The sequence below is a fragment of the Hathewaya proteolytica DSM 3090 genome (genome assembly GCF_900142225.1).
In the GTDB taxonomy this organism is placed as follows: Bacteria; Bacillota; Clostridia; order Clostridiales; family Clostridiaceae; genus Hathewaya; species Hathewaya proteolytica.
In genome coordinates this window covers 19,117-35,639 of the sequence record NZ_FRAD01000018.1, presented here as the reverse complement: position 1 = coordinate 35,639, position 16,523 = coordinate 19,117, and the positions used below count along the sequence as shown (strand labels likewise).

The window sequence follows — 16,523 nt, the reverse complement described above, 5'->3', positions numbered from 1 at the left end:
TTAATTAATAAATTAAATTGAATAAATACATTTTAAATTCAGTTCTAAACGTGAGGATTTAAAAGAATTACTATGAAAAATAAATTTAATTTAAAATAGCTTGATTTTATGTGTGAAAAGTGTATAATTAATATGTTTTTTAGTAGTTGTGTTTTTATGTATGATTATGTTCTAGAAAAATAGGCAATACTTAAAATATAGCTTTTAGCATTTAAAGCATAAATATTCACACTACCTTAAAGCGATTTTATTAGAAAGTGGGTGTTATTAGTGTACAAATATAACCAAAATGAAACTCCTTTATTTGATGCATTAAAAGAATATGTAAACAGAGACACCCTTCCTTTTCACGTGCCTGGTCATAAGAAAGGTAAGGGTATGGATGAAGAGTTCAAAGATTTTATGGGAGATAATCCGTTTAAAATTGATGTTACTGTCTTTAAGCTAGTGGACAGCCTCCACCATCCAAATGGTCCAATAAAAAGAAGTCAAGAACTAGCTGCCGATGCTTATGGTTCTGATGCTTGTTTCTTCTCTATTCACGGTACTTCTGGTGCCATACAGGCAATGATTATGTCTGCTGTCAGCGAAGGGGAAAAAATTATTGTACCGCGCAACATACATAAATCCGTAACAGCAGGTATTATACTAAGTGGAGCCATCCCTGTATATATGCAACCTAAATTGGACAAAACTTTAGGAATTGCTCATTCTGTTACACCCGAAACAGTAAAAGAAACTTTAGAGGAAAATAAAGATGCTAAAGCTGTTTTAATTATAAATCCAACTTATTATGGAGTAGCAACAGACATAAAGAAAATAGCTGATATCGTACATAGCTATGGCATTCCCCTTATAGTAGATGAGGCCCATGGTCCACATCTGAAGTTCAACAAAAAACTTCCTATAAGTGCCATGGATGCTGGTGCAGATATGGCTGCCCAGTCTACCCATAAAATAATTGGAGCTCTGACACAAGGTTCACTGCTACAGGTAAAAGAAGGATACATCAGCGTTCCAAGAGTTAAGCAAGTGTTGAGCCTCCTTCAAACTACATCTCCTTCTTATATAGTTATGGCTTCTTTAGACTGTGCAAGAAGACAAATTGCTACACAAGGCGAACAATTACTAGATAACTCTATAGAATTGAGCAATTATGTAAGAAGTGAAATCAACAAAATGCCAGGACTTTATTGTTTTGGTGAGGAAGTTCTTGACGGCAAAGGTGCTTATGCCTTTGATCCTACAAAGATCACAATCAACTGCAGAGATTTAGGCATGACAGGCTATGAATTAGACAGTATTCTTGCAGATAAGTATCATATACAGATGGAATTATCCGATTTATACAACACATTGGCTGTAGGCTCCTTTGGAGATACAAAAGAGGGCATGGATAGATTGCTTTCAGCTTTGAAAGAGATAAGCTATGAATACTATGGAGAAGGACAAAAAAGAAAGGCTGATTTCTTAGACATACCTGAGATCCCAGAGCAAATGCTTAGACCTAGGAAAGCTTTCCAGAGCCACACAAGAATTGTGAAATTAGAGGATAGTATTGGGGAAATTAGCACGGAATTTTTACTTGCTTACCCACCAGGTATTCCAATCTTATGCCCTGGTGAAAAGATCACTAAAGAGATTGTGGACTACGTAGCTGAACTAAAAAGAGTAGGATTATATGTTCAAGGTACTGAGGACCCAAAAGTAGACAATATAAAAGTAGTAGAATAATAAATTTAAAGCTGAGGGTATATAATCCTCAGCTTTTCTAAAATAAAAAGACGGGTTTAGCCCCGTCTTACAATGTCCTTATACCATCATACCTGTTTTCTATATTAGACTTAATTATTTCATCTAACTTCTTATCATATTGGTTGGAGCTCAGATTTAATACAGGCTTGTATGTATTTACTACTTTAACCATGTAGTATAGGTTATAAGTCAATTTTCCGAAGTTTATTCTTCTTCCACTAAGCCACCTAACTTTAATCTTTCGCTCGTATTTCTTGCACACGGTTAGAGCCTCATTTAGGGTTTTTTCGTGTCTATATAATTTTTGGATTCTTATAAAATTGCTCAAGAGTACATTTTTGTAATCAGATTTGAATTTGTCTAGAATTTCTTCTGTCACCACATTGTTATTTTGCTTAACAGCTTTCTCTACATTGTCCAATAACTTTTTAATAAATTCATTGTCCTCACCCTTAGATGCATAGAATTCCTCAAAAACTTGCTTTAACTCCATATACATATTTTTCGTTATAACATTGTTTTCCAGTATTATTCTAAGGGCTTCTACCATGCCTACTCCATCTTTTTTATCTCTCCCAAGGTCTCCATCATCCTTTAAAAGCCTACTAAGAGAGAGGCTCCCTTCAGAATCCAAAAGAATCTCTGTCATGTATGAAATCTTACTTAATTTTTTTAAAACTTCTCTGTTAGTTACAAGCTCATTTTGTTCGTCTACAAAAATGCTTCCCGTTATAGTTCCTGTAATTTTCTCCAGGTATTTTTTATTGAATATTACTTCCCTATATTTTTTTTCGCTAACAGCCATAAAATCTGATATGCGCATTTTCTCAAATCTTCTTTTATATTGTTTTAACCCTTTAGCTTCATTTTTTGCCACATCTCTATAAAAACCCATAGCCTTACCTGCCTTTACAGTAATTATTCTCTATATATTATACTTTCATTTATACTAGCAATATCTTGACATCCTGTCAATATCATTGCGGACTTTAATTCGCCTTTTATCTTTTCCACGTACTCCCTTACTCCCTGTGCGCCACCGCCAAAAGATGCCCATACAAAAGGCCTTCCAATAAGCACGCCATCAGCACCTAGAGCTAAGAATTTAAGAACATCTACTCCTGATCTAATACCGCCATCAGCTAATATGGTTATCTTGCCTTTTACAGCCTTGCTTACCTCTGATAAAACTTCAGCCACTCCAGGCATAAAGTCTAAAACTCTTCCACCGTGATTTGAAACTACTATGGCCTTTGCACCAAGTTCTACAGCCATCTTTGCTTCTTCTGCACACATTACCCCCTTTACAATAAAGGGCAGTTTTGTACAATCAATAATTTCTTTTATCTCATCAAATTCCTTGGGCATAACAGGCTTTCCATGAAGAGCTAAAGTTATAAGTCCACAAGCATCTATGTCCATTCCCACAGCAAAAACGCCTGCATCTTCTGCTTTTTTGATTTTTTCAATAACTACATTGTTTTTCCATGGCTTTATAAAGGCGATACCATTTCCATCTCTTTTTTTAAGTTCTTCTAGGTTCGTTGGCAGAAAAGTATCCACCGCAGTATCTCCAACCATTGGATAAATACCGCTTTCCAAACATCCATCTATGACCATGGATATATATTCCCTCTCAGTCAGTTTTCCGCCCATATTTAAAGTGGTACCAGAAACCGGAGCTGCGAATACTGGTACAGACATCTTTTTCCCAAATAGTTCTGTTTCCATATCAGGATTTTTAGCATTGTGGATAGTCTTCATATTAAGTTTTATTTTAGATAGACTTTCTACATTGTTTTTAAAGGAAGTCGCCGTTCCCAATCCACCCATGCCTGGAACTTCACCAGCACAAGCTACCCCATTACATACCTTACATACCCTACAGCTATTATTTAAATTTTTTCTTGCCTCTCCCATCAACTCTTGAAAACTCATGTTCATTCCTCCAAATTAAATATTTCCTCTACACTATTCTCATTATACACTTTTATTCCATTTTTTAAAAACAAGGCCGCTGTTACACCATTGCCTTGTTTTAATTGACCTGAAAACTTCCCATCATATATTTTCCCACAACCACATGAAGGACTTTTAGACTTTAAAATAGCACTATCTGCACCTACAGCTTTGGCAATATTAAGAGCTTCCTCAGCACCCTTTAAAAACTGTTCTGTACAATCCTCACCCTTGCAATTCACAACCTTAGCCTTATGGCAAAGTACCTCTTCCCCACCGGAATTGCTTATCTCACAAGGAAGCCTAGGGGTGGAAAGGCCGCCCATTTGCTCCGGACAAATTAATACAGCCTTTTTCTCCCTAAAAAGTTTTGCAACTTTTTCATTGTAATTGTTTTCTCCATTATATTTGCAGTTTACACCACATAAACAAGCGCTTACAACTACCATCTTTTTCTCCTTATTTGAGAGTCACTACAGTGACACCTATGCCACCCTCTCCATATTCTCCAAGTCTAGAAGATTTAACATGAGGATGAGTTTTAAGCATATTTTGAATAGACTTTCTCAGTATTCCAGTGCCTTTTCCGTGAATCAAAGTGACTTCTTTTAATCCTGCCAAGTACACTTCATCCAGGTACTTATCAGCTGAATACAAAGCTTCTTCTGAGTCCATTCCCCTAAGATCCACAGATGAAGATACACTGCTGCTTCTTAGTTTAGCTTCTCGTCTCTGTATTTTCTTATCTCTCTTTATTTCATCTTTAGTAAGGGTCTTCAATTCACTCAAATTCACCTTGATTTTCATTATACCCGCCTGCACGAGCAAATCTCCTTTTTTGTCAGGCTCAGTAATAACAGTAACCTTTTCATTTATCCTTATTAAGGTATACTCTTGCCCTGGCAATGCTTCGCTTACATTTCCGATTTCTTCCTCATAAAGAGTTTCATCTTCTAAGTTTGAAAGTTTTCCTTTTACTTTTTCTCTTTGACTTTCTAACTTCTTTCTAGCTTCAGAAAAATCTTGAGAGCTCTCTAGCTTTCTAACCTCTTTTAGTATTTCATCCACATCACTCTTAGCATTTCGAACAATTTTTCTTGCCTCTTCTTTTGCATCCTGAATAGCTTTTTCCCTTATATTCTCTACCTTTTCAAGTTTTTCTTCATACTTTTCCTTTAGTTTTCTTGCTTCATCTTTTAAAAGCTCATTTTTCCTAGCGTACTGCTCTGCCAAAATATTCTTTTCTTGAAGACTGCTTATAAGATCTTCAAATTCCATATTATCGTGAGATATATTTTTCTTTGCAAAATCGATTATATATCCTGGCAAGCCTAACTTTCTTGAAATTTCAAATGCATTTGATTTACCTGGTACCCCAATTAAAAGCTTATATGTAGGTCGCAAAGTATTTACATCAAACTCAACACAGGCATTTTCCACATTCATGGTTTTTAAAGCATAAGCCTTTATTTCACTGTAGTGGGTGGTAGCTAGTATTTTACACTTCCTTTTGCGAAGTTCTTCAAGAATAGCCACAGCCAATGCCGCTCCTTCTGTAGGATCAGTTCCAGCACCTAGTTCATCAAATAGGACAAGAGAATCTTCCTCTGCCTTATCCATTATTTCCACAATATTTGTCATATGGGAGGAGAAAGTAGATAAACTCTGTTCTATACTTTGCTCATCTCCAATGTCCGCAAAAACCTCTTTAAAGAAGCCTATTACGGAGTTTTCATCTGCCGGTATTAAAAGACCACTTAAAGCCATGAGTTCGATTAAACCAAGTGTCTTTATTGTCACCGTTTTACCGCCTGTATTTGGACCGGTTATTATTAATGATGTAAAATCCTTACCCAAATATATATCATTTCTTACCACTACACTTGGATCGATGAGAGGATGTCGTCCCTTTACAACATCTATAATGCCCTCCTCACTTACCATAGGCTTAGTGCACTCAGTACTATAGGCATATTTTGCCTTGGCAAATATAAAATCCAGCTCCCACACGATATTGGCATCATTTTCCACAGTTTTAATGTTAGTAAAAATTTCTTTTGTAAGTGCAGCCAAAATTCTATCTACCTCTGCCTTTTCTTTTAGCATGAGTTCTTTTATTTCATTATTCAGATCAACTAATCCCATGGGCTCTATAAATAAGGTAGCACCGGAGGCACTTTGATCGTGTACTAGTCCTGGGACTTGGCCCTTGCATTCGCTTTTTACAGGAATAACATATCTATCGCCTCTCATGGTATATAGGTTTTCCTGAAGGTATTGTCCATAGCTTCTTACCATGGATCCTACCTTTTGTTTCACATTGGCATTTTTATCTTTTAAAGCTCTTCTAATGGAATACAATTTTTCGCTGGCTCTGTCGCTGACCTCATCTTCACTTATTATGGCATCAAAAATTTTATCCTCTATTCTTTTTAAGGGGATAATTCCACAGACAATATCGCTAAGTACTTTATAAGGATCCTCACCCTCTTTTACTGCCACGTACTCTGTAAAACGCCTAGCACACCTTAAAACATTGGCTATTTTTAAAAGAGCCTCTCCTCTTAATGTTCCACCCTTTGCAGCTCTATCAATGTCTTCCCTCACATCGTATAGGCCCTCCATAGGAGGCATGCCCTTTTTATTTATTAAATTTACAGCTTCATCAGTTTCTTCAATGTGTTCTTTCACATCGTGGATGTTATCATAGGGCTTTAGATTGTCAATTAACTCTTTACCAGCCCCAGTAGACGCATTTTTTCTAATTATTTCTTTTATCTTGTTAAACTCTAAAACTCTTAATCCCTTTTCATTCATATAGGCTTACCCATTGTAAAATACAATAGGCAATTCACCACCTTTCTTGAACCTCTCATACTCTATTCAACGCCTCTTTTGTAGTGACCCTTAGTATAATTTTCACCACAAATCTCACCTTTACCGTGTAACATATTTTGCAAAATATGTTTAACATCATCATAAGATTCAAAAGTAAAGTCCACTTTAAAATTTTTTATACCCATTTTTATTATTTCATCCTTAAAGGATATTATGTTAGTTATATCTCCATTTAAAATGTAACTCCTACAATATATGTCGTTAATTATAGGAAACTCCACCTTCATTCTGTCTTTTAAATAAAACTCTCCTTCTCTGCAAGGTGCACTACAATGAGATTTGCAATCTTTGTTTCCAAAATAAGCTCCCACAGGACAATATTCGCTTACCATGAGTTCACATCTGCCATATAAGTTTATTCCCATATTTACCGTAGCCCTTGTATTACTGCATATGCTCTTAATCTCACTTTTATTTAGCTCGCCGCTTAAGTACACACCGTGAAACTCCTTGAAGATATCCCCCATATAGGAGTTAAATATATTGCTCTTGTAATCTAGAATTATCTTTGTCACCTTAGAATACCTTGAAGCAATACCCATATTTGATGTAATAATACCCTTTAAATATGGCAAATATCGCTTTATAATAACACAACAATTTTCGTATTCACTGTCCTTTATAATGCTGGGCACCCTTATAAAAATACTATTTTTCTCAAAACTGTCTATGCTGATAATACTATTTTTTACGAAAGGATTTATACAAATTTCTACACAGGTATTGTTTTCTTTGTTAAAATCAGAAACAGCCTTTAATTGCTCCTCTGAAATTACAGTTGCAACAAACTCCGGCATAGAACTTATATTATGGTTTATCATGGTATCATTTACCTTTATACCTTCTATTCCCTTGCTGCTTTCCCTTTTACTTTCTTTATTTCTATACTCCATTATTGCATCAATAAGATCTCTTCTTACTTGGTTAATGGCGCTTACTGCCATAAATCCAGGCTGAAACTTTTCAAACTCAACCTCTGTTACCTCAAATGGCGTATTGCCACATTTTCTCAGTTTTTCTTCTATGCTGTCCTTGGATAATGGTTTTTTTAATGCACTTTCCACCATTGGTCCTCTTACAGTAAATTCGTGTTCAAAGATATGTGTGCTTAGCTCTATGGCTTCGTGACAATTAAATTTCACCTTAAGCTTTATAGGATACTTCCTCACAACTTCCTTGTAATATAGAGATAGTGCCTCATTTAAGTTATTGTCGGATGTCTTGTAAAGTCTATCCCCTATCTTATACCTACAGGGTTTTAACAATACCCTACTGCCCTTTTCAGCCCTTGGAACTTCCACCTTGTTTTCCTCAATAGAAGATATTACAAGGCCCTCTTCGCCAAACCTTATACCATCTTTTACACTTATGTCTTCTCTAAGCACAACTGTTTTATCATTTTCCACAGTGCCTAAATATATTCCCATATTCTTAGGAAAATTCACCGCCATCATATCCTTGCCGTGGTTGCCGTATAAATATGCCTTTGAAAATCCCTCTCTATTGAAAAGCTGGGCCAAAATTTTTTTATCTTGCTCTTCACAGTATTCTTCTCCTAAATAGTACTTATCTATGGCATTTCTGTATGCCTTAACCACACCTGCCACGTACTCAGGTTTTTTCATACGCCCTTCTATTTTTAGTGAAGAAGCCCCACTTTCTATTATATCGCCTATATTTTCTATAGTACATATATCTTTAGGACTCATTATGTACCCACTTTTTGATTCCATGGTTTTCTTGTTTAATATACTATAAGGCAACCTACAAGGCTGAGCACATCTTCCCCTGTTGCCACTTCTGCCACCTATCATACTGCTCATCAGGCATTGACCTGAATAGCACACACATAACGCACCATGAACAAAAATCTCTGTCTCCACTTTCAAATCCTTTGATATATATTCAATTTCCTTTAAGGAAAGCTCCCTGGACAACACAATTCTTTTAAAGCCATAGTTTTCATAGAACTTGGCACCCTCACCGTTATGCACTGTCATCTGAGTAGAAGCATGGATTTCCATTTGTGGTATATTTGCCTTTAGAAGAGATGCCAAACCAAGGTCTTGTATTATAACAGCATCTACACCTATGTGATATAAAAATGATACATACCTTACAGCGTCCATTACTTCATTTTCTTTTAAAAGTGTATTTACCGTGACGTACACCTTAACACCATAGAAATGGCAGTATTCCACAGCCTCTTCCATGGTTTCATCCGTAAAGTTTGAGGCATAAGCTCTGGCAGAAAATCTATTGCCTCCTAGATATACTGCATCTGCTCCGCTTTGCACTGCAGCCTTCAAACTCTCCATACTTCCTGCCGGTGCTAGCAATTCTATTTTTCCTTTGGTCATATATTTCACCTGCCCTTATAAATTTAAAAGGATAAGTTTAACCTTATCCTTTTAAACTTTCTTATATAATTTGTTCTCATTCTTAAGGTTTTTTATTTCCTGTACATACTTCTTGGTTTTCTGCTCCATAAATTTATTCTGCTCTATGGTGCTTATTAACTTCTTCCTAAGGGCTTCATTTTCCTCCATCAAGATATCTATGGCATTAGACGATGTTTCACTGATTTCAGGTTGTTTTAATTCCTTAGTTTCTGATTCTAATTCATTTACCCTAGATTGCAATTGAATGTTTTCTTCTTGAAGTAGTGAATTTTGCTTCTGCACATTTTGGATGTCCTGTTGAAGATTATTGCTGGATTCCTCTAATTGGTTAATATTTTCCCGCATATTTTTAATAGCATTTTGCGATTTTTCAAGTATATCAAGCAACTGTTCATTCTTTTTTATAAGCTCCTCATTGTTTTCCTTGAGAGATGCTGCGGTGTCGTCCACTTTATCCTTCTGGGTTTTAAGCTTTATCAATTCATCCACAATGTTTATGGCAGCTAACACAGAGAGCTCACTTGTTCCCAATTTGTTATTGTTGCTTTTTATGGCTCTTACTTTCTCATTGACATAATCAGCTAATACTTTTATGTATTCAACGTCTTCAGATCCTGTAAGAGAATATTCCATTTCGTTTATTTTAACAGTAACAACGTTCATATTGTAACACCCCATACATGTTTTATTACATTATATAATAACATATATTACTGATTTAATAAACCTATATTAATTTAATTAATTGTTTTTATTACAAAAAATTAATTTGTTTTACTATTTATTATCTTAGCTCTGCCCCGATTTTATGTTCTACTGCTCTCAATATCTTGCTATGAACCTTGTTTACTTCTTCATCTGTAAGAGTTTTATCTGCAACCCTGTAGATAAGAGCAAAGGCCACGCTTTTTTTGCCTTTTGGTATTTGCTCACCCTTGTATACATCGAAAAGTTCCATACTCTCTAGTAGGTTCCCTCCTGCTTTTACTATGGTATCTTCAATTTCCTGTACAAGAATTTCGTCATCCACAAGAATTGCAATATCCCTAGTTACAGCTGGATATTTTGGAAGAGGAGTATACTTTTTATCCAATACTGAGTTTTCAAATAGTATATCTAAATCCAGCTCAGCTATATAGCACCTCTCATCCATACCATAGTTCTCACATACATCTGGATGTATTTCTCCAAATACTCCCACATACTTATTTTTTATATACATGGCAGCAGTTTTTCCAGGATGGAAGCTTGGGTTTTCACTTTCTCTTTTAAGAGTTACATTATTCACATTAAGACCTCTTATAAGTTCCTCAATTATACCCTTTAGATTTAAGTAATCCATTTTTCCATACATACCAATAGTCACAATGTTTCTTTCCTCAGGTATTTTATTCTCATCTTGATTTTTAATGTATACTTTGCCGATTTCGAAAAGTTTTGCGTAGGCGTTATTTCTTGAGTAATTTCTACACAAGGATTCCATCATGGATCCTATAGAAGTGGTTCTCATTACACTAAAGTCTTCCCCAAGAGGGTTTTTAATCTTAACCACATTTCTAAGACTGCTGTTTGTATCTATGCACAATTTATCGAATACCTTTGGACTGATAAAAGAATAGCTTATAGCTTGATTTAATCCTTCACCATTTAAAACATTTATGACTTTCTCATCTAACATTTCCTTCTCAGTTTTGCCGCTTTTTACAGATTCACAATGAGGTAAAGTAGATGGAATTTTGTTGTATCCATATATTCTTGCCACTTCCTCCGCCACATCTTCTTTAATGTTGATATCACATCTAAATGTTGTCACATTTACCTTTAATATGTTCCTCTCTATTTCGGTTGTAAGTTCAAGACTATCAAGGATTTTCTTCATGTCTTCTGCTGAAAGATCTATGCCAATAAATTTATTAATCCATTTGTAATCTACCTGAACAAAGTGAGGTTCAATTTTGTCGTTGTAAACATCTATAACTCCACCAACAACGGTACCAGCATTAAGCTCTTCTATTAAATGACAAGCTCTTTGAAGGGCAACTTCTGTATTGTTAACATCAAGTTCCTTTTCAAACTTTGTGGAAGCCTCAGTTCTTAAATTCAATTTTGAAGAAGTTTTTCTTATGGCTACATTGTTAAAGCTAGCACATTCTAATATTATTTCTGTGGTGTCTTCCCTAACTTCAGAATTTAAGCCACCCATAACTCCAGCAATAGCAATAGTTTTATCATTATCTTTTATACAAAGCATAGTGTTATCCAATTTTCTCTCTATTTCATCTAAAGTAACAAATTTCTCATTATTTTCGGCTTTTTCCACCACGATTTTTCCAGAAGTAATATGCCTTCTATCAAAAGCATGCATAGGTTGACCAAGCTCTATCATGACAAAGTTAGTAATGTCAACTATGTTATTTATAGGTCTTACACCATATTCTATAAGTCTATCTTGCATCCATTTAGGTGAAGGAGCTATCTTTACATTTTTAATTGCCTTAGCCATATATCTCTTGCAATCTGTATCCTTAACTTCAACCTTTAATATTTCACTTATATTGCTGCTTTCATCCTCTGAATATTGAAGACTTGGCATCTTATAACTTTCTCCTATGGTTGCTGCAGTTTCCCTAGCAATCCCAATGATACTCATGCAATCTGGTCTGTTAGATGTTATTTCTAAGTCTATTACTGCACTTTCCATATTTAGAATTTGTTTTATATCTTTTCCCACAGCAGTATCCCTTGGAAGTATCATAAGTCCTTTTATTTCTTTTCCATCGGCGATACCAAGTTCTTCTTCTGAACAGAACATACCATTTGACATCACGCCTCTTAATTTTCCCTTTTTGATTTTTACTCCTCCGTGAAGAGTAGAACCGTGAAGTGCTACTGGAACCACATCATTTTCCTTCATATTTGTAGCAGCTGTTACAATCTGTATATTTTCTTCCTCTCCTATGTTCACAGAGCAAATAGCCAGTTTATCTGCATCAGGATGCTTTTCTATGCATTCTATCCTTCCTGTAACCACATTTTCTATTTCGCTTCCAGAAATAATTACTTCTTCTACCTTTGAACCTGATAAAGTTAGTTTGTCACCTAATTCCTTTGGTGATATATCTATATTAATATAATCTTTTAGCCAGCTATATGGAACCTTCATATGTCTCCTCCTAATATTTCCACAATTATTTTTATTATTTTTTTAAATACCTTTTAACTTTAAAACTGATTTAAAAATCTCATATCACTTTCATATAAAAGCCTTATGTCATCTATGGCATAATCAAGCATTACCATTCTATCAAGACCAAAACCAAAAGCAAATCCACTGTACACCTCTGGGTCTATGCCACAATTTCTTAAAACTTTTGGATGGACCATGCCACAACCCAAAATTTCAATCCAACCTGAGCCCTTGCATACCTTACAGCCCTTTCCTCCGCATACGAAACAGGTAGCATCCATCTCAGCTGATGGTTCTGTAAATGGGAAATGATGTGGTCTAAACTTTGTCTCCATTTTGTCTCCAAACATCTTTTTCATAAAAGTATCCAATGTTCCCTTAAGATCCGCCATGGTGATGTTCTTATCTACAACAAGTCCTTCAATCTGATAAAATATAGGTGAATGAGTAGCATCTAAATCATCGGAACGATATACCTTACCAGGCGCTATCATCTTTATAGGCGGTTTTTGATTTTCCATGGTTCTAACCTGTATACCAGATGTTTGAGTTCTTAAGACTAGGTTATCATTGATGTAGAAGGTATCTTGCTCACCTCTTGCTGGGTGATCTTTTGGGATATTTAGGGCTTCAAAATTGTAGTGATCGTACTCTACCTCAGGCCCTTCCTCTGTAACAAATCCCATGGATTGAAATATATTTTTTATTTTATCTAAAGTCAGTTCAAGAGGATGTTTTTTTCCTAGTTCGTGTTTAATTCCTGGCATAGATATGTCAATGATTTCATTCTTTAATTTTTCCTGTTTTTCTTTATTTTTTATATTGCATATCTTTTTATCAAGATTTTCTTCTATACATTCTCTAACGTCATTTGCAAGTTTTCCGATTATAGGTCTCTCTTCTGCTGTCAAACCACCCATACCTCTTAATATCTGAGTCAGTTCACCTTTTTTTCCAAGAAATTTTACTCTTATGGTTTCTAGCTCTTCTTTTATTAAAGAGTTACTTATTTGTTCCACAGCACTATTCTTTATTGCCTCCAGTTTTTCCTTCATAATTTTTCCTCCTTAAAAATATATAAAAAAAATAAGCCCTCCCCTAAGGGACGAACTTTCCACGTGGTACCACCCTAATTAATCTGCATTAAATTTCACAGCAGACCTCAAAAACTATTAACGGTGTAATCCGCCACTAACTACTACAATTTCATAAGTGGAGCTCCAAAGCGAACTTCAAAGGACATTGTCTTAAATGAGCTTTCAGTCTATGACTCATTTTCCCTGAAAGAATACTTCCTTTTACTTTTCTTTTTCATAGCTTTTAAAAATAAATATTAAACTATGTTTAATTATATACATAATTAATTGAAAAAACAAGAGGATTTATCAATCTTCTTGTTTTTATATTTAGGAATTTTGTCTTACAATTTCGTACATTAGTATACCTGCTGCCACTCCAACATTCATTGACTCTGCGCCGCCAGGCATAGGTATCTTTACCAACTCATCACTAATTTTAAGTATTTCAGAGCTAATGCCATTGCCCTCGTTGCCAAGAACAATGACTAAGGGTTTTTTGCAATTAATATTGTAAAAATTGTTGTTTGTGTCTAAAGATGAGCTTATTATAGTGTAACCCATATGTTTTAAAACCATCAAATAATCGCTTTCCATATCACAAATTACAGGAAGGTGAAACACAGAACCCATGGAAGATCTCAAAGTCTTTTCATTGTATAAATCCACAGTTCCCTTTCTTAAAATTACACCTAAAGCACCTGCTGCGTGAGCCGTTCTAATTATGGTGCCTAAGTTGCCTGGATCCTGCACGCAGTCCACAAAAACATAAAATCCTTTTTTTTCTTTTGGAGAAACAAGAGTAAACTCACTGTTTGTTTTTGCCACTGCCAATATGCCCTGAGGATTTTCCGTAGAGCAAATCCCTTTAAAAAGGTCATGGGGAACTAAGTTCACTGATACTGAATCATCTACACCTTTTAATATGGAGTTTATGCGTTCATTGTCATATTGATCCTTTGAAACGAAAATATATTTTAGAGGAAACTGTGTTTTCACAGCCTCCTCTACAAAGCGAATACCTTCTGCAATAAAAAGCCTTTCAGCATCTCTATATTTTTTGTCTTTTAATTTCTTCACCTTTTTTAGAACTTCATTGTTTTTGCTCTCTATGTTTTGATATCTCACTTTAATCTCCTTACTACTTTATATTGTTTTCAAATTTTGTAAGGTCCTCTATACTTCCAATAGCCACAATGACATCGTCCTCGTTTAACACCTCATTGGCACTTGGAGCCACATCTACTTCATCATCCCTTTTTATAGCAATGACGTTTATTCCATAGATTATACGAACATTAATTTCTTTAAGAGTTCTGCCCCACCAGTCCCTAGGACATCTAAACTCTGCCAAACTGTGTTTAGGTGACAACTCTATATATTCTAGTACATTGGAGTAGGCCAATCCATGGGCTACTCTAATTCCCATATCCTTTTCAGGGAAAATAACTTTGTCTGCACCAACTTTTGTTAGAACCTTTGCATGCATAGAGTTAGTTGCTTTTGTAACTACCATTTTAAGCCCTAACTCCTTTAAAAGAATTGTAGCCATTATACTAGCTTGAATATCTGAACCTATACTAACTATACCAACATCAAAATTTCTTAGTCCTACTTCTCTTAAAGCAATTTCATCTGTGGCATCTGCTTGTATAGCATGAGTCACATTATTTGCTACTAACTGTATTCTTTCGTCATCGTGATCAATAACAAGAACGTCGTTGCCAAGCTGATATAAAGTTTCAGCTATGGACGTTCCAAATCTTCCAAGTCCAATTACCACATACTGTTTTTTGCTCATAATATACTCTCCCCTATCCCACAAGTATCTTTTCTTCAGGATATTTTATTTTTCCCTTAATAGATCTTCTGCTTGAAAATGCAAGTATTATAGTTAGTGGTCCCAATCGCCCAAAATACATACATATGGCAATTACAATCTTGCCCATAGAGCTTAACTCTGGAGTTATTCCCAAAGTAAGTCCCACAGTTCCAAAGGCAGAAACCACTTCAAAAACGATTTGTTCTAAATTGAATCCATGCTCCGTTATAGCCAAAGCAAAGGTAGCACTAATTATCAATAAAAAGCTCATTATTGCCACTAAAATTGCTTTATACACAATATCCTTTGTGATTCTCTTGTGACATATTTCTACGTCCTCTCTACATCTTATAGTAGATATCATGGCAAAAATAAGCACAATAAGAGTTGTGGTTTTTATACCTCCCGCAGTGGAACCAGGAGAACCGCCTATAAACATGAGCACTGTAGTCAAAAACTTTCCTCCCACAGTCATTTTATCCAAAGCTATGGAATTAAATCCTGCTGTTCTTGGAGATACAGAGGCAAAAGTAGCGTTGACAACCTTATCCTTAATATTCATAGGCCCTAGGGTTTGCACATTATTTCTTTCAAAAACAAACATAAAAATGGCTCCCCCTACTATAAGTATGAAAGTAGTAATTAAAACTAATTTGGTGTGGAGGGTAAATCTACTGGATTCCCTGTGGTGGTACAATTCGTTCCACACATAAAACCCCAGACCTCCCGAAATAATTAAGAAAGAAATGGTCATGATAACCACTGAATTGTCATAATAGGAAGTAAGGCTGCTGAAGTTTCCCATAAGATCAAATCCAGCATTGCAAAAAGCAGATATGGCATGAAATACACTATATGCTATGCCTTTTCCCAATCCAAAATCAGGTATAAACTGAGTGGCTAGTATCATAACACCAATTCCCTCAATAGAAAAAGTAAAAATTAATATATACTTCGTCATTTTTACTAACCCCTGTAGGGTTAAGCTATTCATAGCTTCCTGCATAACAAGTCTTTCCTTCAAGGTAATTTTCTTTCCTACCAGCATGAACACAAGTGTGGCAAAAGACATAAAACCAAGACCGCCTACTTGTATTAAAATAATTATAACGCATTGACCAAAAGTACTCCAGTACGTGGCAGTGTCTTTCGTTATAAGGCCAGTAACACAAACAGAAGAAGTTGAAGTAAATAGACAGTCTACAAAGTTTGTGGCCTTGTTGGCAGCTGAAGAAATCGGCAGTGTAAGTATTATAGCTCCTATTAAAATTACCAGAGCAAATCCTATGGCTAGTATCTGCACTGGCTGCAATATCATCTTTTTTCGACGTTTAGCCTTTTTAAAAAAGCTTTCCTCGTTTCCCATATAAGTCTCCATTCCATGCTAAATTTTAGCACACTAAAAATATATCACATATAGTATA

The 16,523-nt window shown here is 35.3% G+C and carries 12 protein-coding genes and 1 other annotated feature; of the genes, 1 reads left to right on the top strand and 11 read right to left on the bottom strand.

Annotation, left to right across the window (positions count from 1 at the left end):
* Positions 1-270: 270 nt before the first annotated feature.
* Positions 271-1,734 carry an aminotransferase class I/II-fold pyridoxal phosphate-dependent enzyme gene (locus BUA73_RS10315; protein ID WP_072904049.1) on the top strand — a complete coding sequence of 488 codons (1,464 nt, stop codon included), beginning with the start codon at positions 271-273 and terminating at the stop codon, positions 1,732-1,734.
* Between the two features lie 67 nt (positions 1,735-1,801).
* Here the strand turns inward: BUA73_RS10315 and BUA73_RS10310 are convergent, their stop codons facing one another.
* The 11 genes from BUA73_RS10310 to BUA73_RS10260 form a co-directional block, all read right to left on the bottom strand.
* Complete coding sequence (locus BUA73_RS10310) at positions 1,802-2,650, bottom strand: hypothetical protein (protein WP_072904048.1); 849 nt, start codon at positions 2,648-2,650, stop codon at positions 1,802-1,804.
* Between the two features lie 23 nt (positions 2,651-2,673).
* Positions 2,674-3,693, bottom strand: a complete 1,020-nt coding sequence (locus BUA73_RS10305) for an alpha-hydroxy-acid oxidizing protein (RefSeq protein ID WP_072904047.1) — start codon at positions 3,691-3,693, stop codon at positions 2,674-2,676.
* A 2-nt stretch (positions 3,694-3,695) separates the two neighbouring features.
* Positions 3,696-4,163, bottom strand: coding sequence for a 2-thiouracil desulfurase family protein (locus BUA73_RS10300; RefSeq protein ID WP_072904046.1), 468 nt, complete (start codon positions 4,161-4,163; stop codon positions 3,696-3,698).
* A 10-nt stretch (positions 4,164-4,173) separates the two neighbouring features.
* Positions 4,174-6,531, bottom strand: a complete 2,358-nt coding sequence (locus tag BUA73_RS10295) for an endonuclease MutS2 (protein ID WP_072904045.1) — start codon at positions 6,529-6,531, stop codon at positions 4,174-4,176.
* Between the two features lie 62 nt (positions 6,532-6,593).
* Positions 6,594-8,972 (bottom strand): U32 family peptidase, encoded by a 2,379-nt coding sequence (locus tag BUA73_RS10290; RefSeq protein ID WP_072904044.1) that lies wholly within the window; start codon positions 8,970-8,972, stop codon positions 6,594-6,596.
* Between the two features lie 51 nt (positions 8,973-9,023).
* Positions 9,024-9,677, bottom strand: a complete 654-nt coding sequence (locus tag BUA73_RS10285) for a cell division protein ZapA (protein ID WP_072904043.1) — start codon at positions 9,675-9,677, stop codon at positions 9,024-9,026.
* Between the two features lie 121 nt (positions 9,678-9,798).
* Positions 9,799-12,177: a phenylalanine--tRNA ligase subunit beta gene (gene pheT, locus BUA73_RS10280; RefSeq protein ID WP_072904042.1), complete on the bottom strand. Its 2,379-nt coding sequence runs from the start codon at positions 12,175-12,177 to the stop codon at positions 9,799-9,801.
* 59 nt (positions 12,178-12,236) lie between these two features.
* Positions 12,237-13,256, bottom strand: coding sequence for a phenylalanine--tRNA ligase subunit alpha (gene pheS, locus BUA73_RS10275; RefSeq protein ID WP_072904041.1), 1,020 nt, complete (start codon positions 13,254-13,256; stop codon positions 12,237-12,239).
* Between the two features lie 43 nt (positions 13,257-13,299).
* Positions 13,300-13,525: a binding site (T-box leader), on the bottom strand.
* Positions 13,526-13,607: 82 nt separating this feature from the next.
* Positions 13,608-14,405 (bottom strand): TrmH family RNA methyltransferase, encoded by a 798-nt coding sequence (locus BUA73_RS10270; protein ID WP_072904040.1) that lies wholly within the window; start codon positions 14,403-14,405, stop codon positions 13,608-13,610.
* Positions 14,406-14,418: 13 nt separating this feature from the next.
* Positions 14,419-15,078 carry a potassium channel family protein gene (locus tag BUA73_RS10265; RefSeq protein WP_072904039.1) on the bottom strand — a complete coding sequence of 220 codons (660 nt, stop codon included), beginning with the start codon at positions 15,076-15,078 and terminating at the stop codon, positions 14,419-14,421.
* Positions 15,079-15,091: 13 nt separating this feature from the next.
* Entirely contained in the window at positions 15,092-16,465 is a 1,374-nt protein-coding gene (locus BUA73_RS10260) for a TrkH family potassium uptake protein (protein WP_072904038.1), read from the bottom strand.
* Between the last annotated feature and the right edge of the window lie 58 nt (positions 16,466-16,523).

Excerpts from the sequence above, each read along its gene's own strand:
- BUA73_RS10300 (WP_072904046.1), bottom strand. The coding sequence starts at position 4,163 with ATGGTAGTTGTAAGCGCTTGTTTATGTGGTGTAAACTGCAAATATAAT.
- pheT (WP_072904042.1), bottom strand. The coding sequence starts at position 12,177 with ATGAAGGTTCCATATAGCTGGCTAAAAGATTATATTAATATAGATATA.
- BUA73_RS10285 (WP_072904043.1), bottom strand. The coding sequence starts at position 9,677 with ATGAACGTTGTTACTGTTAAAATAAACGAAATGGAATATTCTCTTACA.
- BUA73_RS10265 (WP_072904039.1), bottom strand. The coding sequence starts at position 15,078 with ATGAGCAAAAAACAGTATGTGGTAATTGGACTTGGAAGATTTGGAACG.
- BUA73_RS10305 (WP_072904047.1), bottom strand. The coding sequence starts at position 3,693 with ATGAGTTTTCAAGAGTTGATGGGAGAGGCAAGAAAAAATTTAAATAAT.
- pheS (WP_072904041.1), bottom strand. The coding sequence starts at position 13,256 with ATGAAGGAAAAACTGGAGGCAATAAAGAATAGTGCTGTGGAACAAATA.
- BUA73_RS10295 (WP_072904045.1), bottom strand. The coding sequence starts at position 6,531 with ATGAATGAAAAGGGATTAAGAGTTTTAGAGTTTAACAAGATAAAAGAA.
- BUA73_RS10290 (WP_072904044.1), bottom strand. The coding sequence starts at position 8,972 with ATGACCAAAGGAAAAATAGAATTGCTAGCACCGGCAGGAAGTATGGAG.
- BUA73_RS10310 (WP_072904048.1), bottom strand. The coding sequence starts at position 2,650 with ATGGGTTTTTATAGAGATGTGGCAAAAAATGAAGCTAAAGGGTTAAAA.
- BUA73_RS10260 (WP_072904038.1), bottom strand. The coding sequence starts at position 16,465 with ATGGGAAACGAGGAAAGCTTTTTTAAAAAGGCTAAACGTCGAAAAAAG.